Origin of the sequence: Sphingobacterium puteale, assembly GCF_050986225.1 — a bacterium.
In the GTDB taxonomy this organism is placed as follows: Bacteria; Bacteroidota; Bacteroidia; order Sphingobacteriales; family Sphingobacteriaceae; genus Sphingobacterium; species Sphingobacterium puteale.
The window spans coordinates 1,020,099-1,040,614 of the sequence record NZ_CP158959.1; the positions used below are offsets into that span (position 1 = coordinate 1,020,099).

The window sequence follows — 20,516 nt, forward strand, 5'->3', positions numbered from 1 at the left end:
TCATTCGATTTTCCCCTCTTTTTTATGTTATATGCGACTATAGATGGATCACTTCACCGTATGCATCGGCACATGCTTCCATAATAGCTTCACTCATCGTTGGGTGTGGATGGATTGATTTGATCATTTCATGTCCTGTTGTTTCCAATTTACGGGCAACAACAACTTCTGCGATCATTTCAGTAACGTTAGATCCGATCAGGTGTGCACCTAGGAATTCACCATATTTTGCATCAAAGATAACTTTGACGAAACCGTCTTTTGCTCCAGCTGCAGAAGCTTTTCCTGAAGCGGAGAATGGGAATTTACCAACTTTAATTTCATATCCAGCTTCTTTCGCTGCTTTTTCGGTATAACCGACAGAAGCAATCTCAGGAGAACAGTAAGTACATCCGGGGATATTGTTATAATCGATAGGTTCTACGTGAAGACCTTTGATTTTTTCGACACAGGTAATACCCTCTGCTGAAGCAACGTGAGCTAAGGCCTGGCCTTTAACGATGTCACCAATAGCGTATACACCTTCAATATTTGTTTTGTAGAAATCGTCTACGACAACACGGCCACGATCAGTTTTTACACCAACTTCTTCCAAACCGATGTTTTCGATATTGGGAGCAATACCTACCGCAGACAGTACAACTTCCGCTTCGATGACTTCAATACCTTTTTCCGTTTTAATGGAAACTTTGCTCAATTCTCCGGATGTATCAACGGATTGCACCTCTGATTTGGTAAGGATATTAATGCCTTGTTTCTTTAAGCTTTTTTCTAATTGTTTTGAGATTTCTTCATCTTCAACTGGAACGATTCTATCCATAAATTCAACGATAGTCACTTTTGTTCCAATTGCATTATAGAAATAAGCAAATTCAACACCGATGGCACCGGAACCAACAACAACTAAAGATTTTGGTTGTTTAGGTAATGTCATTGCCTGGCGGTAGCCTACAATCTTTTTACCATCTTGTGGTAAGTTAGGCAGTTCACGTGAGCGTGCTCCTGTGGCTAGGATGGTGTGTTTTGCCGCATATTCTTTGGTCGAACCGTCTGCACCTTTTACATCGATCTTACCGCCTTTTTTAATTTTTGCAGTTCCGTTGATGACATCAATTTTATTTTTTTTCATCAAGAACTGAATACCTTTACTCATTCCTTCAGCTACGCCGCGGCTTCTTTTGACGATAGCTTCGAAATCAGCCTCACCACCTTGAACATTGATGCCGTAATCTGCGGCATGGTTTAAATATTCAAATACTTGAGCACTTTTCAATAATGCTTTTGTAGGGATACAGCCCCAGTTTAGACAGATTCCGCCTAATGATTCGCGTTCAATAATCGCTGTTTTGAACCCTAACTGAGCGGCTCTAATGGCAGCAACATACCCGCCTGGACCACTACCGATTACAATGATGTCGTAATTCATATAAATAAATATTCTGTAGTTGAGTGTTATAGCTTCAAATACCAAGGTACCGAACCTTATATTCATTCAAAAGTACATATTTTTTCTGATGAATATGAACTATTTATTGTAAAATTGGCGGTTTTTGATAAAACAATGTCATTGTGTAGAGCGTAATGTCACGTGTCGGTAAAAGGAAGAAAAATAATGGAGTAAACGTGTTTAGAGTGTTATTTTTGATGTTCACAATACACAGTTTATCATTATGTTAAGAATATTTAGACAAATTGCGCTGTGGGAGGCTATTTCCACGATCTGCTTGTTTTTTATTGCAATGCCCCTGAAATATTTTGCCGGAATACCCGAGGCAGTGAAGATTGCGGGATCCATTCATGGCTTTTTTGTCGTTATATTTGTCGTGATGCTCATCATGTCTACCATCGAATATAAATGGCCCATTCTGAAGGCAATTAAGTACTTTTTGGCCTCCTTGGTTCCCATCCTTGGATTTTGGGTAGAATTGGATTTAAAGAAGGAGATCGAAGGAAAAAGACAGAAATCTTAATCATTTGGATTTGAGATATTAATATTGAGATCTTAAAATCATTACGCTTAGGGATAGGTTTAAGTTAAGCATACGGCAATGGTGCCCGATAATTTGTGCGCGTAAATTTGCGGGTAGCGATTTATAAAAAATATGCTTCAATACAATAGGAACAGGCGAGATGGTTAATCATCTCTTCCTGTTTTCTCGATTCCCATGTAAGCATAGGTAATGCTATCTTTTCCATGTGGGACGGGGGTTCCATCCTCATCTAAATTGACAAATACCAGTTTGTCGATAGATAGGATTGTTTTCTTCGAGATTTTATTTCGGACTTCACAACGCATTGTCAATGATGTTCTTCCAAAATTAGTTGCCTCTATGCCTAACTCTAAAATATCTCCCTGTTTGGCAGAATTTACAAAATTGATTTCAGATATAAATTTGGTAACGACCTTTGGATTGCCCAATTGTACAATCGCATAAATGACAGCTTCTTCATCTATCCAACGCAAAAGTGTTCCGCCGAATAATGTACCGTTCGGATTAAGATCTTCGGGTTTGACCCATTTTCTTGTGTAAAAATTCATTTTATATAGGTAGTTATGACAAAGGGGAAAAGTTTCCTTTTCCCCTTTGGTTTATACTATTAACGCTTATGCGTGTATTGCTCTATTGGCTGTTGCGGCTAATGCGGCTTCTTTAAGAGCTTCGGTATAGGTTGGGTGAGCATGACAGATACGTGCGATATCTTCCGCAGAAGCGCGGTATTCCATGGCTACTGTAGCTTCACCGATCATGTCTGCTGCACGTGGACCGATCATATGTACGCCTAATACTTCGTCTGTTGTTGCATCAGCCAATACTTTTACAAAACCATCTGTATCACCTGAGGCTTTTGCACGGCCAGAAGCTTTGAAGGAGAAAGATCCAGCTTTATATTTCACGCCGGCTTCTTTCAATTGTTCTTCCGTTTTTCCAACTGAAGCCACTTCAGGCCAGGTGTAAACAACTCCGGGAATTAAATTGTAATCGATGTGTGGTTTTTGTCCCGCAATATATTCCGCAACATATACACCCTCATCTTCGGCTTTGTGTGCCAACATCGCTCCAGTGATCACATCACCAATAGCAAATACGCCTTGTACAGCGGTCTCCAAGTGAGCATTTACCGGGATTTTCTTTCCTCTTTCTTCGACAGTGATGCCAATATTTTCTAAGCCTAAACCTTCAGAGTATGCCGTACGGCCAACAGCTACGATACAATAATCACCTTCTAGGGTTACTTCTTGTCCTTTTGGATCTTCAGCTGTTACTTTTACGGTTTTTCCTTTTGCTGTTGCACCTGTGACTTTGTGACCCAAGTAGAATTCCATGCCCAATGATTTTTTCAAAACACGTTGCAATTCTTTACCTAAGCCACCATCCATTGTACCAATGATGGATTTCGCAAATTCAACGACAGAAACTTTTGAACCTAAACGGGCATAAACTGAACCTAATTCTAAACCAATGACACCACCACCGATGACGATAAGATGTTTAGGGACCTCTTTTAGGTTAAGCGCTTCCGTAGAAGTAATAATTCTTTTTTTGTCAACCGGCAAAAAGGGTAGAGAAGTGGGTTTTGAGCCTGTGGCAATAATTACATTTTTTGCTGTAACTTGTTCCGTAGAACCATCTGCTTTTGTTATTTTAATGGTGTTTTTGTCGACAAATGAACCCACACCTTGGAAACTGTCAATTTTATTTTTCTTGAATAAGAAAGTGATACCGGCGGTATTTTGAGCAATGACATCGTCTTTACGAGCAATCATCTTTGCCATATCCACCTTTAGGTCTTTTAAACTGATGCCAAATGCGTCAAAATTATGGGCAGCATTGTGGTAATGCTCCGATGAATCTAAAAGCGCTTTTGAAGGAATACATCCAACGTTAAGACAAGTACCACCAAATGTGCTATATTTTTCAATAACAGCTGTTTTTAATCCTAATTGGGCACAACGGATAGCTCCTACATATCCGCCCGGACCACTTCCGATTACAATTACGTCGTATTGCATTGATTACGTTTTAATTTTTAGTAGTACAAATTTAATGATTATTAATGGGATAGGAAATCAAAACTTACGATTTGTAGGCGAATAGACTTACTTTACATTTTTTTGATAAATGGATAGGCATGTACAACCCAAAAAATAATCTTATTTTCGATAAATCTGTATGTGATAAAGTTATTTTGGAAATAAGTTGCTAATTAACAGGAGCAGGCATCGGCATGATGCGGGGTTGTAGATGATGGGCAACTGAGTCAGCGAAAGGGATCAAGGGGCGGCAAGTTGTGATCATTTTAACGAAAAATAACACCTCAACAAAAAAAGGATACCTATATCTAGATACCCTTTTTTGTTTGTATATTATTCTGCAACGATTTTTCCTTGCATTACTCCGTAGTGACCGGGGAAACTACAGATGAAAGGATAGACTCCTTTTTCAAGTGTAAATGTAATTTTATCTGTTTCACCTGGACCTAATAATTTCGTGTGGGAAACGATGGAAGATAATGCTGATTTTGGAATATACTCATCAGCTGCGGCTGCTGCCGCCTCAGCTCCGAAAGTCGGAAGATCTACACCCGGTTTAAGGATGACAACATTATGTCCCATAGATTCTTTTGGCATGGTACCTGCATTTTTGAAAGATAATTCTACAGGTTCGCCAGCTTTCACACGGAATAAATCCTTGTCAAATTTCATCTGATCATTACCTTCTAAAGATAAGCTGTTGGAAATAGCTACGTTTTCAATTCCAGGTACTGTTTCTGTTGCTTGGTTTTCTGTTGAAGTTGTCGATTCTGTACTAGCTGATTTGCCAGACTTCTCACTGTTTCCGCCACAAGATGCAATTGACAAGGCAACTGCAACTGCTGGTATCATAAAAAGTTTTTTCATTATTATGTTTTGTTAATTCTTTAAAATTAATGATTTCATCGGTAAATCGAAACAATCATTTCAATTTTGACAATAAAGCTTCAATTGTTTTGTATAATTTGATGGGATCAAATGGTTTTCCAACCACTTCATTGGCTCCTGCATCCAAGGCTTCTTGCTGTTCTGCTTTTAAAACTGAAGCAGAAATGGAGATAATGGGCATATTCGCTATAGCTGGATTCATATGGCGACGTATTTCTTTGATCGCTTCAAAACCACTCATGAGTGGCATATGTGCGTCCATAAATACCAGGTCTATTTTTTTTCTGTTTATTTCCTGAAGGGCAAGCTGTCCATTTGTCGCCAAGGTGATCTCGCAATCCCAGCTTTTGAGGATATTTGCTAACATAAAGCTATTTAGTTCATTGTCTTCGGCAATCAGGATCATCGGAGAGTTAAATTTTGGTAACTCGGTATAAAGCACTTGTGTTTCTTTTTCTTTAGGTTTATCTTCTATTTTGTCAAAGGTGCATTCAAAAGAAAATGTGCTTCCTTTGCCATATTCACTTGATGCGAAAACCTTTCCGTTGAGAAGGGCGGCAATACGTTTTACAATTGCTAAGCCCAAGCCCGTTCCACCAAATTTTTTTGTGATGCTGTCTTCTCCTTGTTCAAATGCGATGAATATTTTTTCCAATGCATCTTCTGCGATGCCGATCCCCGTGTCGATGACCTGAAACTGTAAACCAATTTGCTGATTACTCTCCGTTAGAAGCTGGATTTTTAAAATGACCGAGCCTGCGGAGGTAAATTTGAAGCTATTGGAGATGAAGTTCGTTAGAATCTGTTTTAAGCGAAGCGGATCCGTTAAAAAATAACTGTTTATCCGGTCGTCCACCTCGATATTAAAATTCAAACCTTTATAGTTTGCCTTATCGATAAACAGATTATTCAAATCATCGGTAATATCATGCACCGAGGTGGATTCCATATTCAGCTTCATCATGCCCGAATCGACTTTGGAGAGGTCCAAAATGTCATTGATGATCGTAAGTAAGTTTTGAGAGGCCGAATCGAGTTTATAGATCCAGTTTTCCTGTTCAACGGTAAGCTGTGAATTTTTTAGCATTTGGGTGATTCCCATAATGCCGTTGATAGGTGTCCGAATCTCGTGACTCATATTGGCTAAGAACGTTTCTTTTGACTTTCTGGCGAGTTCAGCTTCTTCTTTTGCTTTAAGAATAGCTTGTTTAGACTCCTCCAATGCAATGTTTTTTTCTTTAATTTCCTGTTGTATTAACAGCTGCTGAACAAAAGATTTGACTTTTGCGATGGTAGCTTCTGGATTGAGAGGTTTATATAGATAGTCTACAGCGCCACTGTTAAGTCCTTGAATAAGATACTTATCCTCCTTGGAAATCGCAGTTACCATGATCGGGATGATGTGATTCGTCTTTGGGTTTTTCTTCAGGAAGGTGACGAATTCAAATCCATTGATTTCGGGCATCTGTACATCAACCAGAGCGAGATCAATTTCTTCTTTCCAACAGATTTTTAACGCTTCATTGGGATCTGTACTACTAATTATATTTACATATTCGATATCCTCCAACAATGCTGTGAGACTGATAATATTCTCAATTTTATCATCGACGATCAATATATTAATCTTCTTCATTATATCAAATCTAAAATACAACTTTAGGTTAATTGCATTATGTAATCTTTTATTTCGGCTATACTCAAAATCTGATCTTGCGCATTAAGGTCTATTGCCGCCTGAGGCATTATCGGAACTTCTGCCTCAAGTGGGTTCTGTACATAGGTTTTTCCGCCGTACTTTTTTATCATTAACAATCCTTGTGCGCCATCGTGGTTGGCCCCGGAAAACAAAATTGCAATACAATTTTGTTTATAGATTTCGGCAGCCGACTCAAAGGTCACATCAATAGATGGTCTTGAATATTGAACCGGTTCTGAGATATCCAACGAAAAGCTATAATCTGGCTCAATAAGTAAATGATAGCCTGCGGGAGCAAAATAGATTGTTCCGTCCGCGATACTCTCTTTATCGTCAGCCGTTTTTACTTTTTGTAATAGGGCTTTCGAAAGGGTATCTTCTATACTTGATGCGTATTTGGGATTGCGGTGAACAACGACGATGATCGGTATCTGAACCGGACGTTCCAATGCCTTTAGGATGTTTAAAATAACACTGAACCCGCCAGCGGAACCCGCTAATAAAAGAATTTTACGTTCCATCTTGACCTAACCGATTTTTTGATAAATGTTGTGTTTGTTATTTACAACCTTGAATTTTGCTGCATTTTTATAGTTAATTAATGATTCTTTTGAACCTAGACATAGGAAACCAAGGTGACAAAGTGAATTATAAAATAAATCCAATACCATTTCCTGGAGGTTTGTGTCAAAATAAATCAATACATTACGGCATGTGATCAATTGAAATTCATTAAATTCCCGATCGGAAACCAAGCTATGCTGTGAAAAAAGCACATTTTTTTTTAGACTATTATTTATCGTGGCCGCATTGTACATTGCTGTATAATATTCGGATAAAGAGCTTTTGGGATCCGTTTTAATAAAGTTTTCAGAATATTCCTTCACTTTTGCCAATGAATAAATGCCTCGTTTGGCTTTCTCCAATACTTTGGTATTAATGTCAGTTCCATAGATAAAAGAACGTTGATAAAGCTCTGCTTCTTTTAGTAAAATGGCCAAAGAGTAAACTTCTTCACCCGTGGAACAACCGGCACTCCACAGCTTAATATGAGGGTAGGTGGCCAGATAGGGAAATACTTCGTTTTTTAATGCTTTGTAAAATTCCGGATCTCTGAACATTTCAGTCACATTGACTGTAATTTCCTGTAAAAAATGAGTGCTAAATCCTGGCTGGTTAATCAGTTTGGATTTTAATTCGACCAAGTCCAGTTTGTTTAGCTCCATAATTCTGGTGACACGCCGCTTGAGGGATGCTCTCGTATATCCGGACACGTCATAGCCGTGAAGATTTTTGACAACATCAATAATTTCCTCCAACTCTTCAAAAGTGATCATTACTGCTACTTTAGTAGTTAACTCAACCATACACGCATTAAGGATATCAATTTATCCACATCAACGGGTTTACTAATATAATCGTTTGCTCCTACAGCAATTGTCTTTTCCCGGTCACCTTTCATTGCCTTTGCTGTCACGGCGATAATAGGGAGATTTGAAAATTTCTTGTTTGACCTTATTTTTTCGATCGCTTCATATCCGTCCATAACCGGCATCATTATGTCCATTAAAACAAGATCAATATGCTCGTTGCGTGCTAGAATATCCAATGCCTCCTGACCATTATTTGCAATCTCGATTTTCATATCATAGCTTTCGAAAGCGGTACTTAGTGCAAAGATATTGCGCATATCATCGTCTGCCAGCAAGATGGTCTTAGCCGCCAGATTATTCTCCACGAGCACCGACGCGTTATTGTTAAATGTGAGGTATTCCGTTTTGCTGCTCCGGATTTTATTTAAGAATAAATTGACTTCATCGATCAGTCTATTATTGGATTTGGCTGATTTTAACACCATGGCCTGACTATGCTGCAAAATCTCGGAGGTTTGTTCAGGACTTAGCTCCATCGCTGTGTTGATAATAATCGGTAAATCTTTAAACTGGCTGTTTGATTTGATCTCATTGAGCAGTTCAATGCCTGATTTATCCGGTAAATTTAGATCCATAATGATGCAGTCAAATACTTTTTCCTGGTCCAGCAGATCGAGCGCCTGTTGCGCATTGAAGGCCTGAAATATCTGAATATTTTGTTCTTCGAGCGATTGCTTGATAAAATCACTTTGAATTTCCTGATCTTCTACCAATAGGATTTTCTTAATAGGATGGCTTGTTGACGCTTTAATTTTTTGAAAAGTCTCCGCGAGTGAGTTTTCAGAAACCGGTTTGGACATAAATCCGATAGCGCCCGCAGATATCGGTTCATCATGCAGGAAAGTTCCCGCTGACATCATGTGTACGGGGATATTCTTCGTTGAATCTGTTTTTTTGAGATTACGTAACACTTCCCAACCGTCCATTTTTGGCAGCATGATGTCTAGTATGATGGCAGCAGGGATTAAGTTCTGCGCTTTATGAAGGCCATCTTGTCCGTCATAGCTGATATAGGGGTCATAACCATTTTGGATCGCATAATCTTTTAGTATATCTGCAAAAATAAAGTCGTCTTCGATGATCAGTAATTTATTGTTTCTATTACTATTTTCAGTATGACGATTTTTTTCGAGGGGTATATTTTCTAATTGCGGATAGGATGGTACGTTATTTTGTTCAATAACCGGTAGTTCTGGGATGTTTTCAATTGCAGCTTCTTTCTCCAGTGGTACGCTGAAAATAAAGGTACTGCCTTCACCAACTTTGCTGTTTAGGGTAATTTTTCCCTTCAATAGATTTGCAATCTCACGACATATGGACAGGCCTAGCCCCGTGCCGCCATATTTGCGGCTTGTGGATCCGTCCTCCTGTTTAAATGCATCAAAGATGAGCTCTTGTTTTTCCGGAGCGATGCCGATACCGTTATCCTTAACCGTAAAATAGATGTTATCATTTTCTATATTGATCTTGAGCGATACTGTGCCATTTTCGCCCGTAAATTTAAACGCATTCGATAGCAAATTTTTTAGAACCTGTTGTATGCGATGTTCATCACCAATAAATTCTTGTGGAGCATTGCTATCAATTTCAACGTTAAATTTGATCATCTTGGATTCTGCGGTATCGTGGAAGAAATCATTTATGTAATTGACAAGATCGCTTGTATTGATACGTTCCTTTTGGACTTCAACTTTTCCGGATTCTATTTTTGCCAAATCCAATAACTCGTTGATCAAGTGGAGTAAATCCGTACCTGCACTGTGGATCACTGAAGCATATTTTATCTGGTCGTCATTCAGATTTTTCTTTTTGTTGTCCTGCAGCAATTTAGCAAGTATAAGAATACTATTCAGTGGAGTCCGTAGTTCATGACTCATATTCGCCATGAATTCGGATTTGTACTTACTTGATAATTCGACTTCTTCAATTTTTTGTGCAATGGCCTGTCTTGCTTTTTCCAGATCTTCATTTTGAGTGAAGAGTAATTTCGCCTTCTCATCGAGCTCATTGTTTGTTTGGATGAGTTCCTCCTGTTGTACACGGAGCTCTTCTTCGGAAGCTTCCAGCAAATGAGTCTTATGGACTAACTCCTCGTTTGTGGTTCTTAATTCTTCCTGTTGAGCTTCAAGTTCTTCCGTTTGCTGCTGAAGTTCTTCATAGAGATCGGCAAGTTTGCCATGGGTCTGCGCAACTTTGAGGATGATCGCGATGTTGCCTTTTACTTTATCAAGGAAATTAAATCGTAACCGTTCTTCTTTTTCCAGCACGATCGGGCAACAGATTTCCATTAAACCAACGCAGTGATTTTCATAGGTGAATGGAATAATGTAGATTTCTGTTTCTATTCTTTTGGATAAAGAAGTTTCTAAAACGAGATGATTATGGTCGATATCCTTGATTTTAACTACATTATGTTTGTTTGTTACTTCCCCCAAAATACCGTCATCTTCTTTAAAACTTTTTTTAATCTGCTGTGTCGCGGCGATTCCTATTTTATGACATAACTGATATTCCCGGTAATTATCATCAAAAATATAGACTGTACCTCCCAGCGCTTTCGTTGTGTTGGTAATCGCATTTAGACTGATCTCAGCTATTTTTTTATCGTTGTAATCGCCCCTTAGCTGCTCATCTATATGGTTGATGGCATTCAAAATCCAGTTATCATTATTGGTTTGATCCTGTAAATGCTGAAGACGACTATTAGATTCTCTTTGACCTTTGACAGTGGCTCTCAATACTTTTGAAATACCGGAAAATTTTGCTAGAATATAGAAAAAACCGCTTAAGCCGATCGCAATGAAAAAATAGGTAATGTTCTGCGCCAATTGGAGACTGTTTCTGGATTTTTCCAGCCGACTTGCCCTTTGATCAAGCAGATCTCTGGATAGCATATCTATTTGATTTAAGATCGCTGTTTTCTGTTCCTGGATATAAGATGGCAGCGAACCATTGTTCAGTTTAGCATAGGTTATATCTTTTTCGAAATCGTAGAAAAGTACAATTTCTTTACGAAGTGTTTCAATCGCTAGTGGGGAGACCGGATAGAGCTCATCGGCTCGAACAATAGATCGCAGTAATTCATCTATGTGCTTTCGTTCGTTTCGATAAGGAAGAAATAAGTCCGGATCTTCCTTTATGAAGTAATGAAGTTTAACATCATTCACTTCATCAATGTTTGATCGGACTTCATTGATCACATTAAATTTATTTTCAGCGATCCGGACAATATTACGCTCGTTATCGACGATATGATGCAGAGAAATAAAAAAGTATAGAGCGGAAATAAAGATAAGCGAAAAAGAAATTATCACTCCTATGGTAATTTGCTTTCTATAGTTTTTTTGCTCCATGCGAGAATGAGTTTAATGAATTTTGATCGCCCAACTATCGTTCATTTTTCTGTCAGTAGTTTCCTGATGGTACCTGGGGAAAAAAGATGTATGTAAAATAACAAAAAAACTTGCTATTCCTAAAATAGTCAAAAAAGCAAAAATATGCAATACTGTACGTAAGGAAATAAAAGGTTCTAATAAAACAAAACCCTGATGATGGGCACCAGGGTTTGTTACTAACCAATTATAAACCTAAATTATGAAAAGACTTTTTAAGGGCGACCAAACTAAATTAGTTGCCGTGTTTTTTGCTGTGAAAAACTAAATTGATTGTTTTTTTAATCTTATGCTGCTTTAAACAAAATTGTTTGTTTGAACAGTGCTGTTAGTGTTTTCATAGCGAGATAACCTTTAATTATCTTCTACAAAGATACGCTAAATATCAGGTTCCGTCCAAATGTTTTTTATAATAAGTTGCTGATACAACTATGTTGTGACATACAAATGATATTTTGGCTTATCTGAATAATTTTATGGCATAAACAGAGAAAATAAGGAGGGAGTATGGAATCGTATATTTAGCGGAAATGCTTTATTTTTACAAAAATATATTTCAATGGTATTGACTGAATTTAAAACAATAAAAGGATTTGTATTGGATGTGGATGGGGTATTGACAGATGGAACTGTACAGGTGAATGAAGCTGGGGAACAGCTGCGAACTTTTAATATAAAAGATGGTTATGCCATACAATTGGCCATTAAAAAAGGTTATCCGATCTTTATCATCACTGGCGGGGCATCCATAGGGGTGGAGCGCCGTTTACAGGGATTGGGCGTAAAAGAAATTCACTCGCGAGTCGTAGATAAGCTTTCGAAATTGAAAGTGTTAGCTAAAGATTATCATCTGGGACTTGATGAATTGATGTATATTGGTGATGATATCCCTGATTTTAGTTGCATGCGATCTGTTGGTTTGGCTGTGTCGCCGGCAGATGCCGTGGAAGAGATCAAGAAGATATCACATTATATCTCGGCTTTCAATGGCGGAAGAGGGGTTGTACGGGAACTGATTGAAAAGGTACTTAAAGTGCAGGGAAATTGGTATGAGGACGAAACGATAAAAAGTATTTAATGATGTTAGAAAATTTAAAGAACAAAACGGTTATCCTGGGATCCCAGTCTCCAAGACGCAAGCAGCTCTTATCTGGGCTGGGCATTACCTTTGAAGTAGAGGTGCGGGAGACGGATGAATATGTCGATCCGAGTCTTTCTGCCAGTGAAGCTGTTCGTCAGATTGCACTGCAAAAAGTACAGGCTTTTGCAGATAAAACAGATGGCTTGGTGATCTGTGCTGACACCGTTGTTGTTTCGGCCGAGGGTGAGATTTTAGGGAAACCGAAGAATGCAGCGGAAGCTAAGCAGACTTTGGCAGACCTATCCGGAAATAAACATGTGGTCATTACCGCGGTAGCAATACGTTGGCATGGTGTCGTGCAATCCTTTGTCGAAACGACAACAGTGTATTTCCACGTATTGGATCGAGAAGAAATTGATTATTATGTTACTCATTTTTCACCGCTTGATAAAGCTGGATCTTACGGTATTCAAGAATGGATCGGCTTAATTGCTATCGAGAAGATCGAAGGCGAATATAATAATGTCGTTGGCCTTCCGACGGCGCGATTATATCAAGAATTGAAGAGGTTAACATAAAAAAAGCGGCTCGCCGCTTTTTTTATGTTAAAATGATTCTATTTTATGAAATATCGAACGCCTGTATAAAACATGCGTCCTGTTAAAGGTCCCCATAACATGGAGGTGTCAAAATAATTTCCGAAAGGTTGATCCGCCGCAAGGATGGGTGTTTTCTGGAAATAATTGGACAGGTTTTCACCACCGACATATACGGTAAAGTTTTTATCTTTTCCAAAAGTTTTGCTGATCTGTGCGTTCATCGTTGCGTACGTTTTTGATTCGGAGGCCATCTGGTATTCAACTGGATTATCCATGGTTGAAGGGATACGTTTCGGTCCGACCACATTCAAGGTATAATCTAAGCTCCATCCGGAATGATGATTATAGGCTAAGTTGACGAAACCACGGTGTTTTGCCAACAATGGTTTTGTTTTTCTTCCGCTCTGAAAGTCGGTCTGCACATCCAATAGCCGATAAGCCAATCGTGTTTCAAAATGTGGCGCTGGCATAAATCGAAATTCTGTCTGCAAACTATTTGAGAATGATTTTCCGGTTAAGTTGTAAAAACTGATTTCTCTTGGATTTTCGTAGTCGACCACCACCTGATTGGAAAAGCTGTTATGAAAGAATTCAATGGAGGCGGAGGCTTCCCTTCCAAAGATGCGCATATTCTGGTCTACCGCGATCCCTGTATTCCAGGATACCTCTGGTTGCAAACCATAAGCTTTATTGTAGATATCCTGAGACTGAATGATCAATCTCCTGCTGCTTGCTAAAACCGCCGTGTTTTCAGCAAAAATATTGGCGGTGCGTTGACCTCTACCTGAGCTTGCACGGAATGTCGTTCCAGCAATAGGAGCATAGCGTAAATTCAACCGTGGTGTAGTGAACCAGCCATATAATGAATTATAGTCCTGACGCAGTCCGACGACCGCATCAAATTTTTCGGATGGACTGAAGGTATATTCTGCAAATGCACCTGAAACGACTTCTTTACGTTTGAAATTTTGATCGGTTAAATACCATTCATCGTAGTTATCGTAATTGATGGAGGCGCCCACACGATATTTATGGGCTACGGTACCTATAATATCCTGAAATAATAGGTTGGCATAACCATTTTGCTGTTCGGAGTTGTAATTTTTTAAGCCGAAATAACTTTTTTGATTATAGTTGGAACCAGCCAATTGCAGACCGATGCTTCGGTGTTTATTTTCTGGGAAAACATAACCGATTTTAGCAAATCCTTCAACGCGTTCGATGTCGAATCCCAGTCCATAACGATTCGTCGTGCCCTTATCTGTTTTTTTGTCAAAATCTATTTGTCCGCCAGTACGATCGTCATTTAAATATTTGACACCAAACTGAATCATCAGACCTTTACCGTTCTCATACAACCAGCGGTTCACACCGGAGAAAAGATTGCCAATGGGCACATCTCTAAATCCATTGTGGCTAAAGTTCATGGATTTATTATACATAAAGTTGTCGTGTAATAACACAGATGTTGACCAATGTTGACCTATTTTTTGAGATAGATTTAAATTTACATCGGTACGTCCCATGTTATTTGCATAGGCATTGAAAAATATTCTTTCAGAATTTTGTGGCTTTTTCAGCTCGACATTGATTTGACCGGCCATACTTTCATAGCCATTAGCCACAGATCCCACTCCTTTGGCGATTTGAATGGATTCAATCCATGTACCAGCAATGGAATTAAGTCCCAATGGGGAGGCCAGCCCACGTGGTCCAGGAAGGTTTTCTACCGTCAATTGTGTATATATACCACTAAGACCCAGCATTTGAATCTGTTTACTGCCGGTTACGGCGTCTGCACTAATAACATCCACTGAAGCGTTGGTTTCGAAGCTTTCACTTAAATCACAACAGGCGGCTTTAAATAGCTCTTTGCCTGTAAGAACTTCCAGTCGAGCTGGTGTCATCCGGTCAATATAATTGGACCGACGTGTCCCTTTGACTTCGACTTCCATGAGTACATTTCCCTTCGCAGTGATCATGACGACCTCATGTAGGTCTTTGATCGTGATTGTATCGGATTTCATCCCGACATAACTGACGACTAATTTGTCAAAACCCTCTTTGTGCTCGAGCTTAAATACACCGTTTTCATTACTTCTGGTATTTTTTGTCGGTAAATTCGCCCAATGTAAATTGGCACCAACGATAGGTTTTAGATCTCCTTTTTCATTTTCTTCGACAACAACACCTGTGACGGTATGGGGATGATCATGTGGTTCGCCCGTTGTAGGTACCGCCTTCTTTTCCGGGACTTTCCCATTTTCCAACCGTGGATACATACAGCACTCATGGAGTTTCGCATAGGATTCCTCACTTGCAACCAAATTCTCAACATCGTGCCCGACTTGCGCGATATTCTTTTTGATGGTTTCAAGTTCCACTTTTTGGGAATTGTATTTCAGATGTAGCAAATTGTCGCCCGCATTCCAGGTTGCGCTTTCAACGCCTTGTATTTTTGCGGCGGTTTCGATCCTTTTTTTACACATCGCACAGTTTCCTGCCACAGTAAGCGTGCGGGTGCTATCGCTTTGTGCCTTCACAATTGCGAAAGAGAATAACAATAAAAGGGTAGTCGTATATATTTTTTTAAAAATTTGATTCATAGTTTTTTGATCATGTACGGGCTAAAAAAAATGGGTATAGCATGTAAGGTCGAAGGTAAGATCTTCGACATTTTTTTGATTAAAAATCAAAAAGCCATGAAATCAAATTCTGAAACTCTGATTTAGAATAAATACAGGAGGACTGTATCTGTTGAAAAAGCTGTTCTGGTTTGTACTTAATTTGGATGAACTGTCCTCATCAGCAGAAAATTGGTGATAATGATGTATCCAGTAAAGTGTAATGATCGCGGGAGAAAAATGATTGAAATCGAGTGTTTGAGATAATCGGTTGAAATCACCCACTTTTTGGGCAGCAATAGTGACATCCTTGCAACTGCCTTCTTGATGACAGTGATTTTGCTGCTTTTTTTCTGACTTGGCACACAGTGGACAATGAGCTGTGTGATTTTGGCTTAATGAAACACTTTGTGCCTCGCCCTGACAAAAATGAAAATGTAAAGTTGCACCACTTGCCGCAAGCAAATAAAAAAATAAGCCGATAAACAATGCAATTTTTCTCATCTCAACAAAAGTAGAGAAAATTTGTATTTCTTTTTTGTAATATTTTGGATAAATGTTATAACTTGTACATAAGAAATAAAAAACCAAAAATTACCGTTATGATGTGTCTACTATTTATTAACTCCATCAGTTTATATTTATTAGCTGTTTTTTTGATTGTTGGTGCAGTTTTACTGTACAAAGGATTTTACCACCTTATTCGTCGTATACAAGAGTAATATCGAAAGGTTGGTTTGTATAATGATGATTTTTGGAAATAAAAGATTTCAGACGTATTGACCACTTGTTACAAGAATCATGGATAGACGGGGCTATCTCCTTTCGAAAATAACCCCGTTTCAATTTATTGTTATCTGCTTAATAACGGATCACTTTTTCCGCTTTGTCCAATTTCTATACGACCGGCATATTGCTCTTGGAATGCACTGTAATCTTTACAGCTGATACGGAAATCATACCAAAAGCTTTGTTTGGAAAGATCGAACAGAATGGTCGTTGATACACCACTTTTAAGCTGAACTTCTTTTCTGGCCTGTCCATAGCTGACATCTTCCACTAGGAGCTGATGACTTCTACTGTCTTGATTTATACATGTAAACAAAAGACGGCCTGTAAAAGAGTTCTCATCTTTGCTTTTTTCGTAAGTACAACGGATTTTAATATTGGGGTGTTTGGCATCACCTTTAAACATCCGGTAAAACCCATTTGGTCCATGTATATCGAGCTGGAATAATCCGTTGTCAAATGCATTGATAGACCAATTGTCTGATAGGCTGTCGCCTGCTGCTACGGCGTAGTTGCGGGAAGTGCCAATCTCTCCCTTATAGGGCATGCTATGATATACTGTAAAGGGAGCGCCCGCCGAACCTGTCCCAAACATTTTATTGGACGCTTCAAATGTTAGCTGATACTTTCCGCCGGATAGATATTCCCCATGGGTATAAAGCTCATAGGGTAATGTACAGGAGTCGCGAAGTCCCTCTTCCTGTTTTGGAAAATAAGGCGAGCGGCTAGGATCCTTCTCGATCTGTTCGATCTCATCGGCAGTTAATGCCTTGAATCCCATTGGCAGACCTTTAAATTTTGCCTGATGGATCTCTTTGATAAATGGCTGACGTTGCAGTACCAATGGCTTTTTGATGAGCTCCCCATGATATGGCCTAAATACAGAAGTGAGATCTCCACAGACGGTACGTCGCCAGCTGCTGATATTGGTTTCTTTGACTTCTTTGTTGACTTTGTGGCTGATGAATTTCTCTAAAAACTGTAAACTTGAGGTATGGTCAAAAACCTGTGAGTTTACCCAGCCACCTCTTGTCCAGGGGGAAGCAATGATCAGCGGGACACGATATCCGAGGCCTATATTACTTTCTCTTCCACTTTCTGGATAATACTGTTCATCACGACGGACAAACTCCAATTTGGGATCTATGCCAGTGGATACCTTACCGCTATCGGCTTCGTAGGGATTAGGTGCCGTAAAAGGGGCGAAGTGATCAAAATAACCGTCATTCTCATCATAGGTAAGAATAAAGATTGTCTTTTTCCAGACTTCTGGATTTTGTGTGAGGATATCCATAATTTCACTCACATACCAAGCCCCAAACCAAGGCGAATCAGGATGGTCTGAGAAAAGCTGCGGCGGCGCAAGCCAGGAGACGGTAGGAAGTTTACCTTCCTCAACATCTTTTCTAAATTGATACAGGACATCGCCTTTTGGGATTTGCAGCTCCCGCTGATGGTCACCTTCCTGATACTGCATCGTTTCAAGCTCCATGTAATCCGCTTGTGCACTATTATTCACAAATGCCCGACGATGGATCTCTTTTGTACGTTCATCAAGTTTTTCAAAATTTTCTGCGGTATATTGTTGCTGCTCTTCCTGCACATTTTTAAGGTCCTGATGCAGCTTGTCAAGTTTATCTTTACTTGTCGTTGCGGCTATCTTCTGTTCCAGTTCTTCTTTTTTCCGAGCAAGTAGTTCTCTATAACGCGGACTATATTTCACCTGATATTGGGGGAAATATTCCATGGGATTACATCCAAAATTTGCCAACCAACCGTTGGCTTCGCCACTGTATCCGGCACTGCTTGAAGAAATCTCATTTTGGTATATTTTCCAGTCTACGCCAAGTTCTGAAAGACGTTCTGGGAAGGTTTTCCAGTTTGCTTTACCACTGAATTCTGAATCACCGTTCCAAACCAATGCCTTTCCATTTAAATTTTCGCGAATATTAGCTGTCCAAAAATAGAGTCTATTGGGGTTTGTACCTGTAATACTCGAACAGAAATGTTGATCACAGATGGTAAAAGAATCCGCCAGTGAATAATAGAATGGAATATCCTCCCGGGTATAATGTCCCATGGTCAATGGAAGGTCTGCGAATTCTTTAAATCCCGAATGTTTGACGTCTAGCCATTTGTCCATCTTTCCTTTGTTTCGGGCATCGGTCTGGTCGGTCCAATTATGAGGCAAACAGCCCATCCAGGTAATTTTTGAATCCTTAATGTCTAATCGGAATGGGGCATAAGTTTCGCCTGTTTTTTGCGTCTGTAACCATACTTTGTGGCTGTTTGGCTGACGGATCGCCCGTGGATCATTGAAGCCCCTCACGCCTCGTAATGTGCCAAAAGCGTGATCAAAAGATCTATTTTCCTGCATGAGTAATACCACATGTTCGGCATCATAGAAGGTACTGCCCACCGCAGGATTGATGGCCATTGCTTTTGCAATAGCCGATGGAATAACCTGAGAAAGGGATGCGCCTCCCGCGAGCATGGCCGCCTTTTTTAAAAAATCTCTTCGTGTGTCCATGTTTTTTATTTAATTAACCACATCGTGGCATTTACATTGTCTCCCTCAGTGAACTGTCGTTTTACAGCTGCATCCAGGTTGGTCTCATTATATTGGGATTCAGCAAGTGGATATTGCCAGCGTTTAGGTATTTTCCCGCCATTTAATGTTCCCGGGCCAACTCGTAATACCGGAATACCAGTGCGTCGTTGTTCAAAAAAAGGTTCCCAACCGGAATTCATATAGAAGGCTATATATTTCTGTGTTAATATTTTTGTTAGCGGATCACCTGTTGCTAACTTGACAAGATCTTTATTTAAGTAATCTGAAACGATTGTTCCTGTAATTTTATAGAAAGCCATTGATGCAGTTATTCCTTTTTGATAATGGTCGTTCATATCACCAGAGATCCAACCCCGTTGAATTGCTTCAGCAATTAGAAATTCTTGTTCAGCGTAACTTAAAAAGATCATCGGTTCATTCACTGGATTACGAAGATCGACAAATCTTCTGGCAATTAGTGAAGATTGTGCGGCACTGGCCTGTTGGTCAGCAGGAGAGAGGCCAGCATCTACCCCTTTGTAATTTGAGAAAATTCCTGCTGTTTTTCCAGCAATTGGGTCTCCAAAAGAGAATAAGCGTGGGTCTTCTCTTTTTTGCAGCATTTCTACAAAAGATTGCTCAAGGGATACTAAAGTTGAAACACTTAGGTGTCCGGCAGTGGGGTAATAATTTGAAGGATCGGAAGTATTGAATACAAGTTGAGCATTGTCAGTAATATTCGCCATTAATGGATATTTTGTCGGATTGCTGACTATAGATTGAAACTGTTGCTTAATAGCAATTTTTGTTTGCCCCTCTTTTTTTGAAAGATGAATCAGCAGACGTAGTCTGTAAGCATTTACCAATTTTTTCCATTTATTGGCGTCACCGCCATAGATAATATCACCATCTATTTTTCCATTAGCGGCATCCAAAAGGGAATTAGCTTCCTCCAGTTCCTGCAATAATCCATCATAGATATCTTCTTGTTTGTCATAGACTGGCGTGCGACCGTCCTGTTCAGCATGAAGAGCATCTGTATAGGGGATATCACCAAAGGTTTCGGTCATTTGCGCGAAATAAATTGCGCGGAACAGATGAACAAGACCTTTAAAATTTTTATTGTCTGCAATGAGCTCTTCTAATTTAAGGACCTGTCTTAAGCCATCATAACCACTGAATGATCCTCTGTTCCAATTGTAATTAATGGATTCATTTGGTCGCTCATAGTAGGTGAGGTGTCTTGACGCATATGCGGCACTGATGGGATTATTGTTAAAGATATTCTGACAGATATAGCTCATTAATAAAGCTGGCGTAGCTTTGGTTGGTTTATTGGGGTTATCTTGATAGTAATCAAATTTTTTGCAACCCATACTCAAAGCGAGTATACTTACGATCAATAATATATATGTTTTTTTCATGAT

Annotated in this window: 15 protein-coding genes; 3 read left to right on the top strand and 12 right to left on the bottom strand. The window is 39.3% G+C overall.

Annotation, left to right across the window (positions count from 1 at the left end):
- Positions 1–37: 37 nt before the first annotated feature.
- Complete coding sequence (gene lpdA, locus ABTV71_RS04210) at positions 38–1,426, bottom strand: dihydrolipoyl dehydrogenase (RefSeq protein ID WP_121125475.1); 1,389 nt, start codon at positions 1,424–1,426, stop codon at positions 38–40.
- Between the two features lie 244 nt (positions 1,427–1,670).
- Here lpdA (ABTV71_RS04210) and ABTV71_RS04215 point away from each other — a divergent pair, with 244 nt between their 5' ends.
- Positions 1,671–1,970 (top strand): DUF3817 domain-containing protein, encoded by a 300-nt coding sequence (locus ABTV71_RS04215; RefSeq protein ID WP_121125474.1) that lies wholly within the window; start codon positions 1,671–1,673, stop codon positions 1,968–1,970.
- Positions 1,971–2,134: 164 nt separating this feature from the next.
- Here the strand turns inward: ABTV71_RS04215 and ABTV71_RS04220 are convergent, their stop codons facing one another.
- From ABTV71_RS04220 to ABTV71_RS04250, 7 genes are all read right to left on the bottom strand, one after another.
- A complete protein-coding gene (locus ABTV71_RS04220) occupies positions 2,135–2,539 on the bottom strand; it encodes an acyl-CoA thioesterase (protein ID WP_121126216.1) in 405 nt (134 codons plus the stop codon).
- Positions 2,540–2,605: 66 nt separating this feature from the next.
- Complete coding sequence (gene lpdA / locus ABTV71_RS04225) at positions 2,606–4,012, bottom strand: dihydrolipoyl dehydrogenase (protein ID WP_121126217.1); 1,407 nt, start codon at positions 4,010–4,012, stop codon at positions 2,606–2,608.
- Positions 4,013–4,366: 354 nt separating this feature from the next.
- Positions 4,367–4,900, bottom strand: coding sequence for a plastocyanin/azurin family copper-binding protein (locus tag ABTV71_RS04230; RefSeq protein ID WP_104384943.1), 534 nt, complete (start codon positions 4,898–4,900; stop codon positions 4,367–4,369).
- 55 nt (positions 4,901–4,955) lie between these two features.
- Positions 4,956–6,557: a response regulator gene (locus ABTV71_RS04235; RefSeq protein ID WP_433902334.1), complete on the bottom strand. Its 1,602-nt coding sequence runs from the start codon at positions 6,555–6,557 to the stop codon at positions 4,956–4,958.
- A gap of 23 nt (positions 6,558–6,580) precedes the next feature.
- Entirely contained in the window at positions 6,581–7,141 is a 561-nt protein-coding gene (locus tag ABTV71_RS04240) for a chemotaxis protein CheB (RefSeq protein WP_121126219.1), read from the bottom strand.
- A gap of 6 nt (positions 7,142–7,147) precedes the next feature.
- A complete protein-coding gene (locus ABTV71_RS04245; RefSeq protein ID WP_245971405.1) occupies positions 7,148–7,987 on the bottom strand; it encodes a CheR family methyltransferase in 840 nt (279 codons plus the stop codon).
- On the bottom strand, positions 7,975–11,406 hold the full coding sequence (locus ABTV71_RS04250; RefSeq protein WP_433902335.1) for a response regulator: 3,432 nt from the start codon (positions 11,404–11,406) through the stop codon (positions 7,975–7,977). The genes ABTV71_RS04245 and ABTV71_RS04250 overlap by 13 nt, the downstream gene beginning before the upstream one ends.
- Before the next feature lie 598 nt (positions 11,407–12,004).
- Between ABTV71_RS04250 and ABTV71_RS04255 the strand changes: the two genes are divergently transcribed.
- Together ABTV71_RS04255 and ABTV71_RS04260 are read left to right on the top strand one after the other, a co-directional pair.
- Positions 12,005–12,523: a KdsC family phosphatase gene (locus tag ABTV71_RS04255; protein WP_121126221.1), complete on the top strand. Its 519-nt coding sequence runs from the start codon at positions 12,005–12,007 to the stop codon at positions 12,521–12,523.
- On the top strand, positions 12,523–13,104 hold the full coding sequence (locus tag ABTV71_RS04260) for a Maf family protein (protein ID WP_433902336.1): 582 nt from the start codon (positions 12,523–12,525) through the stop codon (positions 13,102–13,104). The genes ABTV71_RS04255 and ABTV71_RS04260 overlap by 1 nt, the downstream gene beginning before the upstream one ends.
- Before the next feature lie 38 nt (positions 13,105–13,142).
- On the opposite strand, the gene ABTV71_RS04265 is transcribed toward ABTV71_RS04260, so the two are convergent.
- The 4 genes from ABTV71_RS04265 to ABTV71_RS04280 all read right to left on the bottom strand — a co-directional run bounded on the left by ABTV71_RS04265 (position 13,143) and on the right by ABTV71_RS04280 (position 20,513).
- Positions 13,143–15,731, bottom strand: coding sequence for a TonB-dependent receptor domain-containing protein (locus tag ABTV71_RS04265; RefSeq protein ID WP_433902337.1), 2,589 nt, complete (start codon positions 15,729–15,731; stop codon positions 13,143–13,145).
- 102 nt (positions 15,732–15,833) lie between these two features.
- The gene (locus ABTV71_RS04270) at positions 15,834–16,253 is read right to left on the bottom strand and encodes an HYC_CC_PP family protein (RefSeq protein WP_433902338.1); all 420 of its coding nucleotides are present in this window, start codon (positions 16,251–16,253) and stop codon (positions 15,834–15,836) included.
- A gap of 349 nt (positions 16,254–16,602) precedes the next feature.
- Positions 16,603–19,068 carry a phosphocholine-specific phospholipase C gene (locus ABTV71_RS04275; RefSeq protein ID WP_433902339.1) on the bottom strand — a complete coding sequence of 822 codons (2,466 nt, stop codon included), beginning with the start codon at positions 19,066–19,068 and terminating at the stop codon, positions 16,603–16,605.
- 5 nt (positions 19,069–19,073) lie between these two features.
- On the bottom strand, positions 19,074–20,513 hold the full coding sequence (locus tag ABTV71_RS04280; protein ID WP_433902340.1) for a SusD/RagB family nutrient-binding outer membrane lipoprotein: 1,440 nt from the start codon (positions 20,511–20,513) through the stop codon (positions 19,074–19,076).
- Positions 20,514–20,516: the final 3 nt, after the last annotated feature.